We start from the raw sequence: 17182 nt of genomic DNA, 5'->3' as shown, positions 1-17182 counted from the left end.
GGGAGTTCCTTTCGTCGTCGGGCATCAGAAGCCCTCCTGCAGTACGAGGTAGCCGGGGAAGAGCGCGAAGGCGATCGTGACCGGGAGGATGAGGAAGATCAACGGCACGAGCATCGCGATCTCCTTGCGGCCGGCCGCCTCGATGATCGAGCGCTTCGCGGCCTCGCGGGCGTCGCCGGCTTGGGCGCGCAGCACGGCGGCGAGGGGTGCCCCGCGCTCGAGCGCTCCGAGCACCTGATCCAGCGCGCGAGTGAGCCCGGGATGGTCGACACCGTCGCGCAGCTCGGCGAGCGCCGTCGCGAGCGGTACGCCGGTGCCGACCGTCGCGACGACCCGACCGAACTCGGTCGGCAACTCGCCGGTGCCCGCTGCCGACACCCTGCGCAGCGCGTCGAGCATGCCTTCGCCTGCGGTGAGGCTCAGCGTCAGGAACTCGAGGACGGTCGCGAGCTCGGATGAGATGCGGGCGAGGCGCCGTCTCGCGCTCCGCTGCAGGACCCAGTCACGTCCGATCGCGCCGAGCGCCGCCGCGATGAACGGAGCCGTGATCCGCACGATCGCGGGCAGCGTCGCGAAGCCGGGTGCCGCCACGGCGAGAGCTGCCCCGAACACGAACCCGCCGGCCGCCCACGCGAGCTGCTCGCCGCGGAATCGCTCGACACTCGCCGACGAGCCCGCCTGCCGCAGGCGCCGTGCGATGAGATCGTTGCCGCCGAGCCACGACGACAGCACTCCGCGCAGCCGCTGGGCGGTCGGCGCGACGAGCGCTGCGAGCACGGGGCCCGGGTCGGCGGGTCGTCGTGCGAGCATCGCCCGTGCCTCCGCAGAGAGGTCGGCGACGTATGGTGCGACGCGTTCCGCGAGGCGCGGACGGCCGATCCGCGGCAGCGTCGACACGAGCATCCAGAGACCGAGGCCGGCGGTGACGCCGAGGACGAGGCTCAGTGCCCCGACGGTCGTCAGTTGAACCATCGTCGCTCCTCGGGAAGCCGGCCGAGCGCGATCATGGCGCGATACGCAACGAGGGTCACGCCGAGGCCGACGAGGATGAGGACGGCTCCGGCCGGGCTGTCGTAGGCGATGATCGCCTCGTGCCGCGAGGCGAGCACGAGCAGCAGCAGCCAGGGGGCGGCAACGCCGAGCCGAGCCGCGTTGCGGATCCAGGACTGGCGCGAGACGACCTCGGCGCGGAGTGCCGCGTCTTCACGGAGGTACCCGGCGAGCGCGCGCAGGACTGCGGTCACGTCGCTGCCGCCGACCTCCCGCGCCATGCGCAGTGTTTCGAGGATCCGGTCGGAGACGGGATCGGCGAGCTCGGCCTTGAGCCCGTCGAGGCAGGCGGAGAAGTTCGCCGTGCGCCGGTACTCGCGTTCGAACGCGGCGAACGCGGGTCGCGTCGGAGCCGGGCCGAGCTCCGCGAGGGCTCCGAGGCTGTCGGGCAGCGACATGCCCGCCCGAACCGACGCGACCAGGTGGTCGACGACGTCGGGCCAGACCGCGCGATTCGCCGCGCGCCGGCGGGCCGCGCGGCCGCGCACGACGAACGGGACGAGCGCGCCACCGAGGAGCGCACCGATCGCGGTCAGGAACGGTATGCCGAAGATCGCCTGCGCGAGGGCGGCGCCGACGAGGGCGAGCGCGAGGCCGACGGCCACGATGACGGGCAGCGGCACGCCGCCGAGCCCCGCCAGGGCGAGTTCGCCGCGAAGGCGGTCGAGCGAGTCCGTCGCCCTCGCGGAAGCACCCGCGACGCGCGGCCAGAGCAATGGTGCGGCGATGAGCAGGATGCCGAGGCCGAGCACCGCGCCGAGCACGAGACTCATTCGACCACGCCCAGGACGTGGTCGGGGTCGAAGCCGCGGGCCTCGAACTTCTCGAGGCGGGCCGGGCGCGCCCCGGTCGCCCTCAGCACGCCGTCGCTCGTCGCGAAGATCGCCTCCGCGTCGACACTCGCCCCGCTGGCTGCACCGGTGGGCGCGAGGATCTCGGCGACGCGGCGGTGTCCGTCCCGGTCGATCGCGAGGTGGACGACGAGGTCGATGCAGCTCGCCACCGTCGGAACGACGAAGGCGGAGTCGATGTTCCGTCCGGCGAGCAGCGGCAGCGTGCACAGCTTCGCGAGTGCGTCGCGAGCCGAGTTCGCGTGGATGGTGCACATGCCGGGAAGACCCGAGTTCAGCGCGATGAGCAGGTCGAGGCTCTCGGCCTCTCGCACCTCGCCCACGATGAGCCGGTCGGGGCGCATGCGCAACGCTTCCTTGATGAGCCGTCGCAGGGTGATCTCGCCGGTTCCCTCGAGGCTCGGCTGCCGGCACTGGAGGGCGACGAGGTCGCGCACGTCGAGGTCGAGCTCGAAGGTCTCCTCCACGGTGACGACCCGGTCGCCCGTCCGCGCGCCCGACATGAGGGCGTTGAGCATGGTGGTCTTGCCGGTGTGCGTCGCCCCGGAGACGAGGATGTTCGCTCCGGCGAGCACCGACATGCGCAGGTACTCGGAGGCCTGGACCGTCAGCGATCCGAGCTCGACGAGCGCCGCGAGCGACCTGATGCGCCGCTGGAACTTTCGGACGTTGACCGCCCAGTGCTCCCTCGCGACGTCGGGAATCGCCACGTGCAACCGCGATCCGTCGGGCAGCGAGGCATCGACGAACGGCGAGCTGAGGTCGACGCGCCGTCCGGTGTGCGCGAGCATGCGCTCGACGAGTTCGCGCACCTCGCGGTCGCTCAGCACGAGGTTCGTCAGTTCGGAGACGCCTCCGCGCGCCACGAACACGCGGGCCGGACCGTTGATCCAGATCTCTTCGACGGTGTCATCGTCGAAGAAGGGCTGCAGGGCGCCGTACCCGGTGAGCGCGGCGACGACGTCTCGCGCGGTGCCCGCCTCGTCGACGAGCCCCGAATGGGCGCCCGCGAGCGCCCGCTCGCTGTACCGTCTCACCTCGTCGTGCGCATACCGGGCGGCGACGTCGTCGTCGCCCGCGAGATCGACCCCCTCGCGCAGCACCCGCGTGCGCACGCGCTCGGCGATGGTGCGGACGGCGTCGGACATGGCATCCATCATGCGGTGGGACCCGACGACTGCGTCGAAGTTATCCACAACGCCAGCCGCGAGCCATCCACGTCGTCGTCGCACCACCCTGCGACATCCATTTCTTGTTCACATTTATTACTTGATCTGTTACAGTACTTCACATGATCCAAGATTCAGCGGCATCCGGCGACGCCTTCGCGGCCGACCTGCTGCGCGGGCACACCGACACGATCGTGCTCGGCGTGCTGCGCGAGCACGACAGCTACGGCTTCGAGATCTACAAGCACATCCGCGATGCCACGGGCGGGGGCTACGAGATCAAGGAGGCCACCCTCTACGCCAGCTACCGCCGGCTCGTACGCGACGGTCTCGCAGAGGCGTACTGGGGCGACGAGTCGCAGGGCGGCCGCCGCAAGTACTACCGCATCACCGACGCGGGCCGCGCCGCCTTCCGCCAGAACGTGGCGAGCTGGGTGGCCACCCGCACCGTCATCGACTCCCTGCTCGGCAGCCAGACGGCGCCGGCGAACACGAAAGGCTCCCTGCGATGAGCGACAACCGCAGCCCCCGCACCTCGACCGAGGTGCACCGCCTCCTCGACGAGGCCTTCGCGGGCATCGACCCCACCCCCGAGGCGCAAGACCTGAAGGAGGAGATCCGCGACAACCTGCTCTCGCGGGTCGCCGAGCTCGAGGTCGCCGGCGCCTCCCCCGTCGAGGCCGCCCGCCGAGCCGTCGACGAGCTCGGCGACGTGCGCGAGCTCGTCGCGGCGGCGACCGGCGACGCGGATGCCTCGGCACCCGCCGCACCCGCCGCACGCGCCGCTCGCCCCGCGGCATCCGCGGCCCAGACGGCCCTGCGCCACCGGGTGCGCCCGAAGCCCGCGTTCGTCGTGCGCACCGTCGTGCTCTCGATCGTCGCGGCGGCGGCGCTCGTGACCCTCGTGCTCGGCCTCACCCCGCTCATGCCGCTCGCCGCCGGGCCGCTCATCGCGATCGCCGCCGCGCTCGGGCTCGCGATCGGCGTCATCACGGCCGACGCGCTCCGCCAGGAGACCACGACGAACTACCCGCTGCCGACCGGCCGCGCCGTCGCGTTCGGTGCGGCGACCGGCACGCTCGTCGCCTCGCTGGGCTTCGCCGCCGTCGTCGTCTGGCGGCTCGAGCTCGTCTGGCTCGTGCTCGCCGCGGTGCTCGCCGTCGCCGCGATCGCCGTGCTGAGCGCGCTCGGTGCCACCCAGACGAACCGGCACAAGCCGTGGGTGGTCGCGATGCACCGCGACGCCGTCGAGGTCGGCAACCGCTTCGAGCAGGACCCGGCCGCGGCCGCCCGCTTCGGCATCTACAGCGCCGTCATCTGGCTCACGGCGTTCGCGCTCGTGCCCGTGCTCGGCTTCACGGTCGGCTGGTGGTGGGCGCCGCTGCCGGTGGTCGCCGCGTTCATCGTCATGATGCTCGTGCTCGCGCGCATGCTGTTCGGCCACGACGCTCGCTCATCGCACTGATCGCCTTCCGGGGGGCGCCATCCGCCATCCGCATCGTCACTCGGCGCGGAGCGGCGGAGGGCGACCCCCGAAGCGGTTCCGCTGGGGCACCGATGCGGGCGTCCACAGGCTCACTCGCGGAACCGCTCGGCGTTGCTAGGCTCGGCCCGCCGACCCGAATGACGAGGAGCCAGGCCGACATGACCGCAACGCCGCGATCGAGCCCCGCCGCGCGATCGGGCGCTCCCGCTCCGACCGTCACCGCCACCGCCGAACGCGCCGATGCCGCCCGGGCCGCAGCACTCGCCTCGCGCGACCTCGTGGTCGACCTCGCCCGGGTCGGGTGCATCCTGCTGGTCGTCGTCATCCATCTGCTCATGATCGGCGTCGGGTACGCGCCCGACGGAGCGCTCGTCGTCTCGCGTCCGCTCGAGGCGCAGCCGTGGTTCGCCGCCGCGACCTGGGTCGGCCAGATCATGCCGCTCTTCTTCGCGGTCGGCGGCTTCACCGCCCTCGCGGCCTGGCGCAGCCTCGCCCGTCGAGGCGGCGACGCGACCGCGTTCGTGCGCGGCCGCGTGCTGCGACTCGCCGGGCCGTCGCTGCCGCTCTTCGCGTTCTTCGCCGTCGTGCTCGGCGGGGCGACGCTCGCGGGCGTCGACCCGGCGCTCCTCGACACCGTCGCGACCGGGGCGGGCTCACCGCTCTGGTTCCTCGCGGCGTTCCTCATCGCGCAGAGCGCAGTGCCGTGGATGACGCGGCTGCATGCCCGCGCACCACGGACGACGCTCGGGGTGCTCGCCGCGGGCGCCGTCGCGGTCGACGCGCTGCGCATCGCCTCGGGCGTCACCGAGATCGGGCTCCTCAACCTCCTGTTCGTCTGGCTCTTCGTGCAGCAGCTCGGCTTCTGGTACGCCGACGGCTGGTTCCGGCGCCGGCGCGTCGTCACGCTCGTCGGGCTCGCCGCGGCGGCGTACCTCGTGATCTGGCCGCTCGTCGCGGCGGGCTGGTACTCCCCCGACATGCTCGTGAACCTCAACCCGCCCACGGTGCCGCTCATGCTGCTCGGCGTCGCGCAGCTCAGCCTGCTGAGCGCCCTGCACCGTCCGCTCGACGCGCTCATGCGGCGTCGCCCCGCCCAGGCGGTGGTCTACCTCGTCGGCAGCCGTGCGATGACGGTGTACCTGTGGCACCTTCCGGTCATCGTCGTCGTCGAGGGGCTGTCGCTGCTCGTGCCCGGCGCCGCACCCGAACCCGGCAGCGCCGCCTGGTGGCTCACGCGCCCGATCATGTTCGTCGTCGTGCTCGCCGTCGTGTTCGCGATCGCGCCGCTGCTCGTGCGTTTCGAGCGGATGCCGACGGCGATCCCGGCCGGGCGGACCGCTCCCTCGCCCAAGGTCACGGCTGTCGCGACCCTCTTGGCGATCGTGCCGCCGTTCCTCGTGATGCAGTGGTTCCTCGACCTGCAGATCGCGGTCGTCGGCACGGTGCTCGTCGCGCTCGCGCTCGTGCTGCTGCGACCGCGCGGCATCCGCGGTGCGACGCCGGCGACGGCCCGAGACCGTCGACGGCCCGTCTAACCGGCTCGGTCCACCTCGTCGACGTTCATGTTCACCACGTCGACGCCGTCGATGTGATCGAGTTCGACCGACAACGGCAGCGCATTCTGGTTCGCGAACTCGTCGATGCCGTTCAACCGTGCGTCGTCGATCCGCGAGACGTCGAGTGAGACGTCCGTACCCGCCGAAAGCTGGGCGATCGCCTCCTCCAGTGCCGCGATCCGTCCGGCCTGCTGGGCGATGAGTGTCTGGTTGTGGGCGACGATCGGCAGGACCCCGTAGTTGAATCGCTTGACGACTCCGTCGATCTCGACCGATGCGCCGGAGAATAGTCCGGCCCACACGTTATTGAGCCTGTTCCGGTCGGAATTCTCGAACATGTCATCCTCCTTGAGTCCTGCAATCACACTCTCGATTCCGATGGCCGGACCGATGAGCCTCATCGGGTCCTCCACCGTTCCCTCGAAGATCGAGCTCGCAGCCGGCCCGAGCGTGGTGTGTGAGTGAGCCCCGTCCCAGGACTCTCCCGGGTCGTCCTCGCGTCCCGCGATGTGGGCGATCGTGTCGCCTGGACCGATGTCGTCTCCCACGTCGACGACGACCCTCATCGCGTGCGCCCAACCGGCGAAGCGGCCTTCATCGAGGCGGACGATGACGCAGGTTCCGAGAAACTGCGAGTGCTCGATGGCGTCGACGCGCCCGGCTCGATACGCAGGAATCGGCGTTCCGCGATCGTGGATGAAGTCCCGCCCTCGATGACCCTGCGGACCGTAGTAGCGCGAGTTCGGGAGGATGCCGAATGCGTTGCCCCCCGCTCGATAGAACTCCTGCCACGCCATGGCGCACCTCGATCGGCCGAGTGGGCGCCCGACCCACGCGCCAGGCGCTGGAGCGCAAGTTTCCCGCAGCCGCCTCGGAGCCGAATCAGTGCTGGCACGGACATCGTGTGCACCAGGCAGGCGCGGCTCGGCGAAAGCGCACCCGCATAGACTGAACGGGCACTCGCGGGAGTGGTGAAATCGGCAGACACGCAGGATTTAGGTTCCTGTGCCTTCGGGCGTGTGGGTTCAAGTCCCACCTTCCGCACGCGACGCGACGCGACGCAGCCCGACGGCGCTGCGTTCGACCGTTTCCGTCCTACCCGACTCGCCATGCATCAGGTCACGGGCCCCGTCAACCCCTCGCGGAGGAATCGGTTCCCGTGTTCTGCTGAGAGAGTCGCAGGGACGACGCCCCGGTGGTTCGGTCATCGGGATCAGGGGAAATACGGCCCGGGCTCGTGTGATCGACGCGAGCCCGGGCCGACTCCGTGTCAGCGGTCGATGACGGGCGGACCCGCCGCGAGCCGCGCTCTCGAGTACTGCTCGATGCGCTCGGCGGGCACCGACCAGTCGGTGTCGAGCCACCACGTCGCCCCCGCCTCGGCCCAACTGCGGACGACCGCGGCGTCGGAGGCCGGGTCGAGCCCCGCCGTCGTGCCCTCCTGCACCCAGTCGAACGGCTCGTCGGCGAGGCCGAGGCGCTCGCGCTCGGCGCGCAGCCACGCCATCGCCTCGGCGCCGATCTCGGGCGTGAACAGCTCGCGCTGGGCGTCGGGCCCCGCGGCGCCCTCGCCGGGCGGCGCGTAGTTGGGCAACCACCCGTCGAGGCGGGCGACGCGTCGCATGGACTTCGGGCGCGGCCACAGGCCGACCGCCCAGATCGGGATGCGCGGTTGCTGCACGGGCGGCAGCGGCAGCATGCGGTCGGTGCGCCGCACCGTGTAGTGCGCCCCCTCGTGCTCGAAGGGCTCGCCCCGCCAGAGCTTCGGCAGGAGGTCGAGCGACTCGTCGAAGACGTCGGCCCGCTCGCGCCGGCCCGGGTCGTGCTCGAAGATCCAGAAGCGGTCTTCGGCGTCTTCGGCGACGCCGAGCCCGGCCGACAGGATGACGCGCCCGCCCGAGAGCCGGTCGACCGTCATCGTCTGGCCCGCGAGCTCCCACACCCGGCGGCGGGGCACGGGCGTGAGCATCGTGCCCAGTCGCACGTTCGTCGTGCGCATCGCCGCCGCCGCGAGCACCGACCACGGGTCGGTCGCCCAGATGCCCTCCCACACGAAGAAGCCATGCCAGCCGTACTGTTCTGCGAGCCCGGCCAGCTCGACCGCGAGTTCTGGGTCACTGCCGGGATAGATGAATCCGTAGCGCATGTCGGCGACCCTACGCGCGACGACCGACACGCTGCGACCTCGGCGGCGGCGCGCGGACGAGCGCGGCCGGTGCCGCGCATCTCACCCCTCGGGGTGAGCCCCGGGTCATCCTGCAGTCGGATGCCGCGTCCAGGGGCCGCTCGGTAGACTCACGTCATACCCACGCCGCCCGCCGACCCGGTACCGCCGGGTCCGACGACTGGAGCCCATCCGCATGGTCCACACCGCCCTCATCCCGTGGCTCGACCCCGAGACGATCATCGGCGGCGCCGGGCCGTGGGCACTGCTCGTCGTGTGCGGCATCATCTTCGCCGAGACGGGCCTGCTCGTCGGGTTCCTGCTGCCCGGCGACACCCTCCTCGTGATCTCGGGGCTGCTCTCGCACCCGCTGCCCGGTTCGCCCGAGGGCGTCTTCGGCATCAGCGTCTGGTGGGTGTCGCTGCTCATCGGACTCGCCGCGTTCATCGGCGGCGAGGTCGGCTACCTCATCGGCCACAAGGCCGGCCCGGCGATCTTCGAACGAAAGGAATCGGGCCTGTTCAGCGTCAAGAACGTCGAACGCACGAACGCCTTCTTCGACCGGTTCGGCGCCCTCGCGGTCATCCTCGCGCGCTTCGTGCCGATCGTGCGCACCTTCACCCCCGTCGCCGCAGGCGTCGGCCACATGCACAAGGGCAAGTACACGCTCTACAACCTCGTCGGCGCCGTGCTCTGGGGCTTCGGACTCACGATGTTCGGGTACGCGATCGGCTTCATCCCCCCGATCGCCGACTTCGTCAAGGAGTACATCGACCTCATCCTGCTCGCCGCGGTCGGCGGCACGGCCATCGTGACGCTCTGGCACTACCTGCGCGAGCGGTCGAAGGCGAAGAAGGCCGCCGCCGCCGGCGAAGACGTCGTCACCGACGAGACCGAGGCCGCCGAGCTCGTGCTCGACGCCGACGTCTTCGAGCGGGGCCCCAAGCACGACGAGCACTGACGGGGATGCCTCGGCCGAGGCATTCGCTCGCCTGAACCGCGCCTCGCGGCTTCAGCCCGCGTACCACCCGCTCGGCGCGACCTCGGTGCCCATCCGCGGCACGTACTGGTCGAAGTATACGCGCGAGATGAGCTCGCGACGGCTGCGCACCCCAGCCTTCTCGAACACCGACTTCAGGTGGTCCTGCACGGTGTAGGCCGAGACGTGCATGGTCGCCGCGATCTCCTTCGTCTCGACGCCCTGCAGCACGAGCCTCGTGACGTCGCGCTCGCGGGGCGTCAGCCCGAACGCGGCGACCACGAGTGCGACGATCTCGGGCGGGCGCGCCTCCTCGATCGTGATGACGACGTCGCCCGCTGCGCCGTCGGGACCGGCCAGCGGCGAGGCGTGCAGCACGAGCCAGGTGCCCGCGGCGGTGCGCACGCGCGCCCGTGGGATCGGCGAGCCGGGCACGGCGAGCATGCGCCGGGCCGCGCCGACGAGCGAGGTCACGAGGCTCAGCGGGTCGCCGCTGTGCTGGGTGGTCGCGAGCTGGGCGAGCCGCTCCTCGGCACCCAGGCTGATCTGCGAGACCTCGTCGTCGGTTCCCACGATGACGACCGCCGGCCCGCAGACGTCCGACTCGGCGACCGGTGACGCCGAGAGCCGGGTCAGCATTCCGGCGCGGACGCCGCGGGCGAACGACTCCGACAGGGTGCCGAGGAAGTCGACCTCATCGCGCGAGAACTTCGCGTCGTCCGTTCCCCGGAACATCGCGAGGCACCCCCACACGCCCGCACCGTCGCGGAACACGAGGCGGGCCTCGTCGCCGAAGCCGTAGACCGGGCGCATGAGGCGGTTCGTGCGCTCCGACCGGTCGGCGTCGACGTCGTCCGAGGCGTGCATGCCGATCGCGCGCGCCTCCGACCTGGCGAGCGCGCGGAACGAGCTCGGCTCCTCGGCCCCGTACTCGAGGAGGCCGAACAGCATGTCGTGCTCGTTGTTCGCGACGAGCGAGCCGTACTTGCGGGCGCTCGTCAGCATCATGGTCGACGGGTCGTGCGTGCCGACGCACGCGCCAACCCACGGCGTCGCCCGGCCGACGGTCTCGGTCGCCTCGGCGATGAAGTCGTCGAGGTCGAGGCCAGCGCGCGAGAGCACGTCGAGATCGCCGCGAGCGCGTTCGGCGCGCAACCGGTTGTGCATGCGATCAGTATGCGCCCGCCGGCCCCCGCCGCGATATCCCAGAACACTGGGATCCGGAAATCCCCCCACAACTGGGATGGCTCGGGGCCGGCGCCGTTCGCAGGCTTGGATCCGTGACCACCACGATCCACTCCGAGCCCGTCGACGAGCGCGGCGATCTCGTGCACGCCGACGACGCGACCGCGCAGCTGTGCCTCGCGTTCGTGCGCCTCGAGCACGACATCGTCGACCGCGGGCTGCCGCTGACCGCGCTGCGCCGGCTTCGCGTGCACAACGCGTCGGCCGAACCCGCCGACGAGCTCGTGGGCATCCTCGCCGAGCGACTCGGCGACGCGACCCGCGACGTCCGCGTCGAGGTCGTCGCCGACGAACGCGAGCGGCCCGCGGGCATGCTCGTGCGACTCGAGGCGACGGTGGCCGCACCCGCTCCGACCCATCACGAAGGAATCAGCATGAACCCGATCCTGACCGGCCTCGCCGCGCTGCGCGAGCTCGAGGTCGTCCTCCTGCCGGGCGACACCGGCTACGACGACGCCTGCCGCCCGTGGAACCTGGCCGTCTCGCAGCGGCCGGCCGCCGTCGCCGTGCCGCGCACCGTCGCCGAGGTCGTCGCCGCCGTCACGGCGGCCGGCGCCGACGGACTGCGGATCGCGCCGCAGAGCACTGGCCACGCGGCATCCGCCATCGCCGGCGACCACCTCGAGGAGGCGCTGCTCCTCCGCCTGCACGCCCTCACGGGTGTCGAGGTCGACCCGGCCCTGCGTACGGCGCGCGTCGCCGGCGGCACGCTCTGGCAGGACGTCGTCGCCGCGGCGGCCCCGCACGGCCTGACCGCGCTGCACGGCAGCGCGGGCGACGTCGCGGTCGCGGGCTACCTGCTCGGCGGCGGACTCTCGTTCTACGGGCGCGCGCACGGGCTGGCCGCTTCATCGGTGCGGGCGATCGAGCTCGTCACGGCCGACGGCGAGCTCATCCGTGCGAGCGCTGAGCAGCACGCCGCCCTGTTCTGGGCGCTCCGGGGCGGCGGTGGCGGCTTCGGCGTCGTCGTCGCCGTCGAGATCGACCTGCTGCCCATCGCCGACGTGGTCGCGGGAATGCTCCTGTGGGACCTCGCGGCGGCGCCGCAGGTCGCCCGCGCGTGGGCGGAGTGGACGAGCACGGTGCCCGAGTCGGTCACGACCTCGCTGCGCCTCATGCGCTTCCCGCCGCTGCCCGAGCTGCCGCCCTTCCTCAGCGGCCGCGAGCTCGTCGTCATCGACGGCGCGCTGCTCGAGGACGACGAGCGGGCGGCCGAGCTGCTCGCCCCCCTCCGCGACCTCGCACCCGAGCTCGACACCTTCGGGCGGATGCCGTCGTCGGGGCTGCTCGCGGTCCACATGGACCCGCCCGCGCCGACCCCCGGCGTCTCCGACCACGCGATGCTCGCCGGCCTTCCGGAGGCGGCGATCGACGCGCTGCTCGCCGCGGCGGGGCCCGGCGTCGAGACGCCGCTCATGATCGCGGAGCTCCGTCACCTCGGCGGGGCGCTCGCCCGCCCGCACGACGGCGCGCTCGCCCGCCTCGACGGCGCCTACGCGCTCTTCGCCGTCTCGCCCGCGCCGACCCCCGAGCTCGCCGAGCTCGGCGAGCAGGTCACCGCCGCGGTCGCCGGCGCGCTGCAGCCCTGGTCGACGGGCGGCACCTTCCCGAACTTCGCCGAACGCCCGGACGCGAGCTCGGCGTTCTCCGAGGCGGCCGACCGCGAGCGGCTCGTGCGCGTGCGCGACCTCTACGACCCGCGGCGCGTCTGGATCGCATCGCACGCGGTCGAGCGCGACTGAGCGTCGCGCGGCGGCATCGGACCCGCGAACTCGGCCACCCGCACCGAGCCGCACCCGCACGCAACCGCACGCCGAACCCGCACCCGAACCCGAACCCGAACCCGAACCCGAACCCGAACCCGAACGAAGGAAACCACCACCATGCGCACCATCCACCGCACCATCGCCGCGACGCTCGTCACCGCCGCGGCCGTCACCCTGTCGGCGCTGCCGGCGCAGGCCCACGACGGCGAACACCCGCTCGACCCCGGCCCCACGACGCCCGAGATGCGGCGCGTCGTCGCCGACGTGCGTGCCGCGACCGCCCGATTCCACGACGTCGACGCCGCGATCGCGGCGGGCTACGTGCCCGCCGGCGAATGCGCCGCGAGCCCCGACGGAGCGATGGGCTTCCACTACGTGAACCCGGCGCTCGTGCGCCCCGGCGCACCGGTCGACCCCGCCGCGCCGCCGATGCTCACCTACGGCCCGTCGCCGTCGGGCGAGCTCCGCCTCTGGAGCGCCGAGTTCTTCGAGCCCGACGTCGGCCAGCCCGTGCCGATGCTCGGCACGCGGCCGTTCGACGGCCCGATGCCCGGGCACGAGCCAGGCATGCCGACGCACTACGACCTGCACGTGTGGGTCGGAGCGCACAACCCGGCGGGCGTCTTCACGCCGTTCAACCCCGCGGTGAGCTGCTGATCGCCCTCGGCAGACGGCGCCGAGGCCCGCCTCGCATCCGCGCGGTGGGCCTCGGCCGCTTCGCGCGCGCCGGTCAGCAGTGCGAGCCCTGCTCCTGCTCCGCCCGGCCGGCGGGCTCGAGCTGGAAGGTCGAGTGCGCGACGTCGAAGTGCTCGCTGAGGCATCCCCCGAGCTCGTCGAGCAGCGCACCCGCGCGCCCCGCCTCGAAGACCTCGGGCTCGACCTCGACGTGCGCCGTGAACACCGGCTGGCCTGAGGTGATCTGCCAGACGTGGATGTCGTGCACCGCCACCACTCCGGCGGTGCCGAGCAGGTGGTCGCGGATCTCGGCGACGTCGGTGTCGGCGGGCGCGCTCTCGCTGAGCACTCGCACGACGTCGCGCAGCAGCGACAGCGCGCGCGGCACGATCAGCACCGCGATGCCGAGCGAGGCGATCGGGTCGGCCGCGTTCCAGCCGGTCAGGAGGATGACGATCGCCGCGATGATGACGAGGGCCGAGCCGATCGTGTCGCCGAGCACCTCGAGGTACGCGCCGCGCAGGTTGATCGAGTCCTTCGCTCCGCCGCGCAGCACGAGCATCGCCGCGATGTTCGCGACGAGCCCGAGCACTGCGATGACGAGCATCATGCCGCCCTGCACCTCGTGCGCCTCGCCCTCCGCGCCCGTGACGAGCCGGCCGATCGCGCGGATCGTGACGGTCACTGCGACGACGACGAGGATCACGCCGTTGATGAGCGCACCGAACACCTCGGCGCGACGGAATCCGTAGGTCTGCCGGTCGGTCGCCGGGCGGGCGGCGACGAACGCGGCGACGAGCGCGACGATCAGGCCGATGAGGTCGCTCGTCATGTGCCCGGCGTCGGCGAGCAGTGCGAGGGAGCCGCTCAGCAGGCCGCCGATGACCTGCACGAGCACGAACGCGCCGATGATCGCGATCGCGATCCAGAGTCGGGTGCGGTTCGCCGTCGCAGCGTGGTCGTGCGCGTGATCGTGTGCCATGTCGCTTCCAGCGTAGGTCGGCCGGGGCGCGCCGGGAGCGAATCGCCCCAATCAGGAATGAGTCGCGTTCTCACCGGCATGGCAGCGCACGGGGGGGGTCGCGGTCGCGGCGGGTCCCGCCCTAGGCTGCGGTGCATGCCGTCGCGCCGCACGCTCGCCATCGCCCTGACCGTCGGATGCCTCGTCGCCGCGCTCTCCGCATGCGCGGGCGGTCCCGGAGGCGGCGGCGGAGCGACGAGCGGCGCCGACGCGTCGGCGACGGCCGAGCCCGCCGCCGAGCAGCCCACGCCGCCCTCCGAGCAGTGCGGCGACACCGGCGTCGAGTCGAGCGCGATGCTGCTGCCCGTCGGCGAGGCGCTGTTCGACGTCGGCGTCGCAGGCTCCGGCACGACGACCGCGATCTTCGCGCACCAGCGGAATCAAGACGAGTGCGGATTCTGGCCGTACGCGTCGAGCCTGGCCGAGCAGGGCGTGCAGGTGCTGCTCGTCAACAACTGCGGCTACGGCGCGACCGAGTGCCCCTCCGGCGCGAACCACGTCGTCGACGACGGTGCCGACGCCCTGCTCGCGGCCGCCGACTGGGCGCGCGAGCACGGGGCGGAGCGGGTCGTCGTCATCGGTGCCTCGATGGGCGGAACGGCGGCCGTCGTCGCGGGCGGGCGGGACGGCGATGCCGCCGTCCTCGACGGCGTCGCCGACCTGTCCGGACCGATCTCGTTCCGCGGCTACGACTCGATGGACGACGCACCGGCGCTCGCGGCGCCGCTCTTCCTCGCGGTCGCCCCCGACGACTCGACCGTGAGCGTCGACGAGCTGCAGCAGCTCGCCGACGCGAGCGCGAGCGACGACGTGACGATCGTCGGCGACGGGGTCGGCCACGGGTGGGCGATGCTCACCACCGGCACGGCGTTCAACGAGTTCGCCGACCGGTTGACGACGTTCGTCACCGGGTGACGTCGGGCTTGGGCAGGGGCATCCGCTATTCGGCGGGAATGACGCCCGCCGCGATGCGCTCGAGCTCGGGGATGAGCGCCTCGAACGCCCGCGCCCGGTGGCTGATCGCGTTCTTCTGCTCGGGCAGCAGCTCGGCGGCCGTCACCTCGTGCCCCTCGGGCTCGAACACGGGGTCGTAGCCGAATCCGTGCGAGCCGCGCGGCTCGTAGGCGAGCGAACCTCGCCAGAGTCCCTCGGCGACGAACTCCTCGTCGGCATCGGCGTCCCGGAGCACGGCCGACGGCACGACGACCGCGATCGTGCAGTGGAAGGCCGCGCCGCGATTCGGCCGGCGCACGTCGCCGAGCTGCGCGAGCAGCAGCCGCACGTTCTCCTCGTCGCCGGCGCGCTCGCCCGCCCAGCGGGCTGAGAAGATGCCGGGGGCGCCGCCCATGACGTCGACCGTGATACCCGAGTCGTCGGCGAGTGCGATGCGCCCGGTGTGCTCCGCCGCGGCGCGAGCCTTGATGAGCGCGTTCTCGGCGAAGCTCGTGCCGTCCTCCACGGGCGACGGGCCGTCGTAGGCGAGCACCGTGAGTCCCGGCATCCGCTCACCCAGGATGCGCTGGAACTCGGCCACCTTGTGCGCGTTGTGGGTGGCGAGCACGACCTCGAGCGCACCCGATGCGGCCGTGGCGTTCGCCCCGGTCACGCGCGCTCCCCCGCCGCCTCGGCGAGCGCGGCGCGCTGCAGCTCGGTGAGCGATGCGGTGCCGGCGAGGGCGAGGTCGAGCAGCGAGTCGAGCTCGCGCCGGTCGAACGGCGCACCCTCGGCGGTGCCCTGCACCTCGACGAAGAGCCCGCGCCCGGTGGCGACGACGTTCATGTCGGTCTCGGCGCGCACGTCCTCGACATAGGCGAGGTCGAGCATGGGGACGCCGTCGATGATGCCGACCGACACGGCCGAGACGGTGTCGATGAGCGGAGTCGCCTTCTGCCCGATGAACTTCTTGTCGCGGGCCCACTCGATGGCGTCGGCGAGCGCGACGTACGCGCCCGTGATCGCGGCGGTGCGCGTGCCGCCGTCGGCCTGCAGCACGTCGCAGTCGATCACGATCGTGTTCTCGCCGAGCGCCTTGGTGTCGATGACGGCGCGGAGGCTGCGACCGATGAGGCGGCTGATCTCGTGGGTGCGCCCGCCGATGCGGCCCTTCACGCTCTCGCGGTCGTTGCGGGTGTTCGTCGAGCGGGGCAGCATCGCGTACTCCGCCGTGACCCAGCCCTTGCCCTTGCCGGTGAGCCAGCGCGGCACGCCGTTCGTAAAACTCGCGGTGCACAGCACCTTCGTGCCGCCGAACGAGATGAGGGCGCTGCCCTCGGCATGGGCGCTCCAGCCGCGCTCGATGGTCACCTCGCGCAGCTGGTCGGGCGCGCGCCCGTCGGCTCGGACGATCGGGGTGGCGGATGCCTCGGTCATGCGTTGTTCTCCTGTCGAAGCCGTGCGCGGTCGGGAAGGGGGATGACGCCCGTCTGCACGAGCTCGACGCTCGGGATCTCGGGGGCGATCAGTCGGTGTGCGAGGTCGAGGAAGGCGCTCGTCGAACGACCGGTCGCCTCGTAGCGGTAGCTGGGCGGCGTCGGGTCGCGCCGCTCCATGCCCGTCGAGACGAGCACGCGGTAGACGTCGTTCGCGGTCTCGACGTCGCTCGAGACGAGGGTGACGCCCTCGCCCATGACGTACGAGATGGCGCCTTTCAGGAACGGGTAGTGGGTGCAGCCGAGCACGAGCGTGTCGATGTCGGCGCGGCGCAGCGGCGCGAGGTACTCCTCGGCGACGGCGAGCAGTTCGTCGCCCGTCGTGATGCCCGCCTCGACGAACTCGACGAAACGGGGGCACGCCTGCGAGAAGAGCTCGAGGTGGGGTGCCGCGGCGAACGCGTCGTCGTACGCTCGCGACGAGACGGTGCCCTGGGTGCCGATCACGCCCACCCGGCCGGTCTTCGTCGCCGCGACCGCCCGGCGCACGGCGGGCTGGATGACCTCGACCACGGGCACGTCGTAGCGCTCGCGCGCGTCGCGCAGCATCGCCGACGAAGCCGTGTTGCACGCGATCACGAGCATCTTCACGCCCTGCGCGACGAGGTCGTCGAGCACGGCGAGCGCGTAGCCGCGCACGTCGGCGATCTTCTTCGGCCCGTAAGGCGAGTGCTCGAGGTCGCCGATGTACAGGATCGACTCGTTCGGCAGCTGGTCCTTCACCGCGCGGGCGACGGTGAGGCCGCCGACCCCTGAGTCGAAGATCCCGATCGGTGCGTCCGTCACGAGGT

Annotated in this window: 17 protein-coding genes and 1 tRNA gene; 8 read left to right on the top strand and 10 right to left on the bottom strand. The window is 72.2% G+C overall.

The genetic code is table 11. The features are described 5' to 3' along the window. Nucleotides 1–24: 24 nt before the first annotated feature. The 3 genes from PX701_RS05615 to PX701_RS05605 are packed head-to-tail and all read right to left on the bottom strand — an operon-like array spanning nucleotide 25 to nucleotide 3049. Nucleotides 25–972: a type II secretion system F family protein gene (locus tag PX701_RS05615; RefSeq protein WP_275505728.1), complete on the bottom strand. Its 948-nt coding sequence runs from the start codon at nucleotides 970–972 to the stop codon at nucleotides 25–27. Further along, nucleotides 960–1823 carry a type II secretion system F family protein gene (locus PX701_RS05610; protein ID WP_231430599.1) on the bottom strand — a complete coding sequence of 288 codons (864 nt, stop codon included), beginning with the start codon at nucleotides 1821–1823 and terminating at the stop codon, nucleotides 960–962. Before PX701_RS05610 ends, PX701_RS05615 begins: the two co-directional genes overlap by 13 nt. Continuing rightward, the gene (locus PX701_RS05605) at nucleotides 1820–3049 is read right to left on the bottom strand and encodes a TadA family conjugal transfer-associated ATPase (protein WP_275505727.1); all 1230 of its coding nucleotides are present in this window, start codon (nucleotides 3047–3049) and stop codon (nucleotides 1820–1822) included. Before PX701_RS05605 ends, PX701_RS05610 begins: the two co-directional genes overlap by 4 nt. Before the next feature lie 143 nt (nucleotides 3050–3192). Here PX701_RS05605 and PX701_RS05600 point away from each other — a divergent pair, with 143 nt between their 5' ends. From PX701_RS05600 to PX701_RS05590, 3 genes are all read left to right on the top strand, one after another. Beyond that, nucleotides 3193–3582, top strand: coding sequence for a PadR family transcriptional regulator (locus PX701_RS05600; RefSeq protein WP_275505726.1), 390 nt, complete (start codon nucleotides 3193–3195; stop codon nucleotides 3580–3582). Beyond that, complete coding sequence (locus tag PX701_RS05595; RefSeq protein WP_231430595.1) at nucleotides 3579–4535, top strand: permease prefix domain 1-containing protein; 957 nt, start codon at nucleotides 3579–3581, stop codon at nucleotides 4533–4535. Before PX701_RS05600 ends, PX701_RS05595 begins: the two co-directional genes overlap by 4 nt. Nucleotides 4536–4714: 179 nt before the next feature. Continuing rightward, the gene (locus PX701_RS05590; protein ID WP_275505725.1) at nucleotides 4715–6091 is read left to right on the top strand and encodes an acyltransferase family protein; all 1377 of its coding nucleotides are present in this window, start codon (nucleotides 4715–4717) and stop codon (nucleotides 6089–6091) included. On the opposite strand, the gene PX701_RS05585 is transcribed toward PX701_RS05590, so the two are convergent. After that, nucleotides 6088–6909 carry a M23 family metallopeptidase gene (locus tag PX701_RS05585; protein ID WP_275505724.1) on the bottom strand — a complete coding sequence of 274 codons (822 nt, stop codon included), beginning with the start codon at nucleotides 6907–6909 and terminating at the stop codon, nucleotides 6088–6090. The two genes, PX701_RS05590 and PX701_RS05585, sit on opposite strands and share 4 nt — an antisense overlap. A gap of 165 nt (nucleotides 6910–7074) precedes the next feature. On the opposite strand from PX701_RS05585, the gene PX701_RS05580 reads away from it, so the two are divergent. Further along, nucleotides 7075–7156, top strand: a tRNA-Leu gene (locus PX701_RS05580). A gap of 226 nt (nucleotides 7157–7382) precedes the next feature. Here PX701_RS05580 and PX701_RS05575 read toward each other — a convergent pair. Beyond that, a complete protein-coding gene (locus PX701_RS05575; protein ID WP_275505723.1) occupies nucleotides 7383–8258 on the bottom strand; it encodes an LLM class flavin-dependent oxidoreductase in 876 nt (291 codons plus the stop codon). Between the two features lie 214 nt (nucleotides 8259–8472). On the opposite strand from PX701_RS05575, the gene PX701_RS05570 reads away from it, so the two are divergent. Beyond that, nucleotides 8473–9237, top strand: a complete 765-nt coding sequence (locus PX701_RS05570) for a DedA family protein (protein WP_231430592.1) — start codon at nucleotides 8473–8475, stop codon at nucleotides 9235–9237. 51 nt (nucleotides 9238–9288) lie between these two features. Here PX701_RS05570 and PX701_RS05565 read toward each other — a convergent pair whose 3' ends face one another. Next, a complete protein-coding gene (locus PX701_RS05565) occupies nucleotides 9289–10422 on the bottom strand; it encodes a response regulator transcription factor (RefSeq protein WP_231430591.1) in 1134 nt (377 codons plus the stop codon). A 113-nt stretch (nucleotides 10423–10535) separates the two neighbouring features. Here PX701_RS05565 and PX701_RS05560 point away from each other — a divergent pair, with 113 nt between their 5' ends. Both PX701_RS05560 and PX701_RS05555 read left to right on the top strand, forming a co-directional pair. Beyond that, on the top strand, nucleotides 10536–12242 hold the full coding sequence (locus PX701_RS05560; protein ID WP_275505722.1) for an FAD-binding oxidoreductase: 1707 nt from the start codon (nucleotides 10536–10538) through the stop codon (nucleotides 12240–12242). Nucleotides 12243–12383: 141 nt separating this feature from the next. Then, nucleotides 12384–12923, top strand: a complete 540-nt coding sequence (locus PX701_RS05555; protein WP_231430588.1) for a hypothetical protein — start codon at nucleotides 12384–12386, stop codon at nucleotides 12921–12923. A 73-nt stretch (nucleotides 12924–12996) separates the two neighbouring features. Here PX701_RS05555 and PX701_RS05550 read toward each other — a convergent pair whose 3' ends face one another. Beyond that, nucleotides 12997–13923 carry a cation diffusion facilitator family transporter gene (locus tag PX701_RS05550; protein WP_275505721.1) on the bottom strand — a complete coding sequence of 309 codons (927 nt, stop codon included), beginning with the start codon at nucleotides 13921–13923 and terminating at the stop codon, nucleotides 12997–12999. A 135-nt stretch (nucleotides 13924–14058) separates the two neighbouring features. Here PX701_RS05550 and PX701_RS05545 point away from each other — a divergent pair, with 135 nt between their 5' ends. After that, nucleotides 14059–14877, top strand: coding sequence for an alpha/beta hydrolase family protein (locus PX701_RS05545; RefSeq protein WP_275505720.1), 819 nt, complete (start codon nucleotides 14059–14061; stop codon nucleotides 14875–14877). A 25-nt stretch (nucleotides 14878–14902) separates the two neighbouring features. Here PX701_RS05545 and rdgB read toward each other — a convergent pair whose 3' ends face one another. The 3 genes from rdgB to murI are packed head-to-tail and all read right to left on the bottom strand — an operon-like array spanning nucleotide 14903 to nucleotide 17177. Then, nucleotides 14903–15568, bottom strand: coding sequence for an RdgB/HAM1 family non-canonical purine NTP pyrophosphatase (gene rdgB / locus PX701_RS05540; RefSeq protein WP_275505719.1), 666 nt, complete (start codon nucleotides 15566–15568; stop codon nucleotides 14903–14905). Continuing rightward, nucleotides 15565–16332 carry a ribonuclease PH gene (rph, locus tag PX701_RS05535; RefSeq protein WP_231430583.1) on the bottom strand — a complete coding sequence of 256 codons (768 nt, stop codon included), beginning with the start codon at nucleotides 16330–16332 and terminating at the stop codon, nucleotides 15565–15567. The genes rdgB and rph overlap by 4 nt, the downstream gene beginning before the upstream one ends. Continuing rightward, nucleotides 16329–17177 (bottom strand): glutamate racemase, encoded by an 849-nt coding sequence (gene murI / locus PX701_RS05530; RefSeq protein ID WP_275505718.1) that lies wholly within the window; start codon nucleotides 17175–17177, stop codon nucleotides 16329–16331. The genes rph and murI overlap by 4 nt, the downstream gene beginning before the upstream one ends. Nucleotides 17178–17182: the final 5 nt, after the last annotated feature.

This window comes from Agromyces chromiiresistens (assembly GCF_029167465.1).
Classification (GTDB): Bacteria; Actinomycetota; Actinomycetes; order Actinomycetales; family Microbacteriaceae; genus Agromyces; species Agromyces chromiiresistens.
Note: the sequence above shows the minus strand (reverse complement) of the source record. Positions and strands in the feature narration are given on the sequence as shown.

What these genes read in the sequence shown, in the direction of transcription:
- PX701_RS05615 (WP_275505728.1), bottom strand. Translation starts at nt 972, where the DNA reads ATGGTTCAACTGACGACCGTCGGGGCACTGAGCCTCGTCCTCGGCGTC.
- PX701_RS05610 (WP_231430599.1), bottom strand. Translation starts at nt 1,823, where the DNA reads ATGAGTCTCGTGCTCGGCGCGGTGCTCGGCCTCGGCATCCTGCTCATC.
- PX701_RS05605 (WP_275505727.1), bottom strand. Translation starts at nt 3,049, where the DNA reads ATGTCCGACGCCGTCCGCACCATCGCCGAGCGCGTGCGCACGCGGGTG.
- PX701_RS05600 (WP_275505726.1), top strand. Translation starts at nt 3,193, where the DNA reads ATGATCCAAGATTCAGCGGCATCCGGCGACGCCTTCGCGGCCGACCTG.
- PX701_RS05595 (WP_231430595.1), top strand. Translation starts at nt 3,579, where the DNA reads ATGAGCGACAACCGCAGCCCCCGCACCTCGACCGAGGTGCACCGCCTC.
- PX701_RS05590 (WP_275505725.1), top strand. Translation starts at nt 4,715, where the DNA reads ATGACCGCAACGCCGCGATCGAGCCCCGCCGCGCGATCGGGCGCTCCC.
- PX701_RS05585 (WP_275505724.1), bottom strand. Translation starts at nt 6,909, where the DNA reads ATGGCGTGGCAGGAGTTCTATCGAGCGGGGGGCAACGCATTCGGCATC.
- PX701_RS05575 (WP_275505723.1), bottom strand. Translation starts at nt 8,258, where the DNA reads ATGCGCTACGGATTCATCTATCCCGGCAGTGACCCAGAACTCGCGGTC.
- PX701_RS05570 (WP_231430592.1), top strand. Translation starts at nt 8,473, where the DNA reads ATGGTCCACACCGCCCTCATCCCGTGGCTCGACCCCGAGACGATCATC.
- PX701_RS05565 (WP_231430591.1), bottom strand. Translation starts at nt 10,422, where the DNA reads ATGCACAACCGGTTGCGCGCCGAACGCGCTCGCGGCGATCTCGACGTG.
- PX701_RS05555 (WP_231430588.1), top strand. Translation starts at nt 12,384, where the DNA reads ATGCGCACCATCCACCGCACCATCGCCGCGACGCTCGTCACCGCCGCG.
- PX701_RS05550 (WP_275505721.1), bottom strand. Translation starts at nt 13,923, where the DNA reads ATGGCACACGATCACGCGCACGACCACGCTGCGACGGCGAACCGCACC.
- PX701_RS05545 (WP_275505720.1), top strand. Translation starts at nt 14,059, where the DNA reads ATGCCGTCGCGCCGCACGCTCGCCATCGCCCTGACCGTCGGATGCCTC.
- rph (WP_231430583.1), bottom strand. Translation starts at nt 16,332, where the DNA reads ATGACCGAGGCATCCGCCACCCCGATCGTCCGAGCCGACGGGCGCGCG.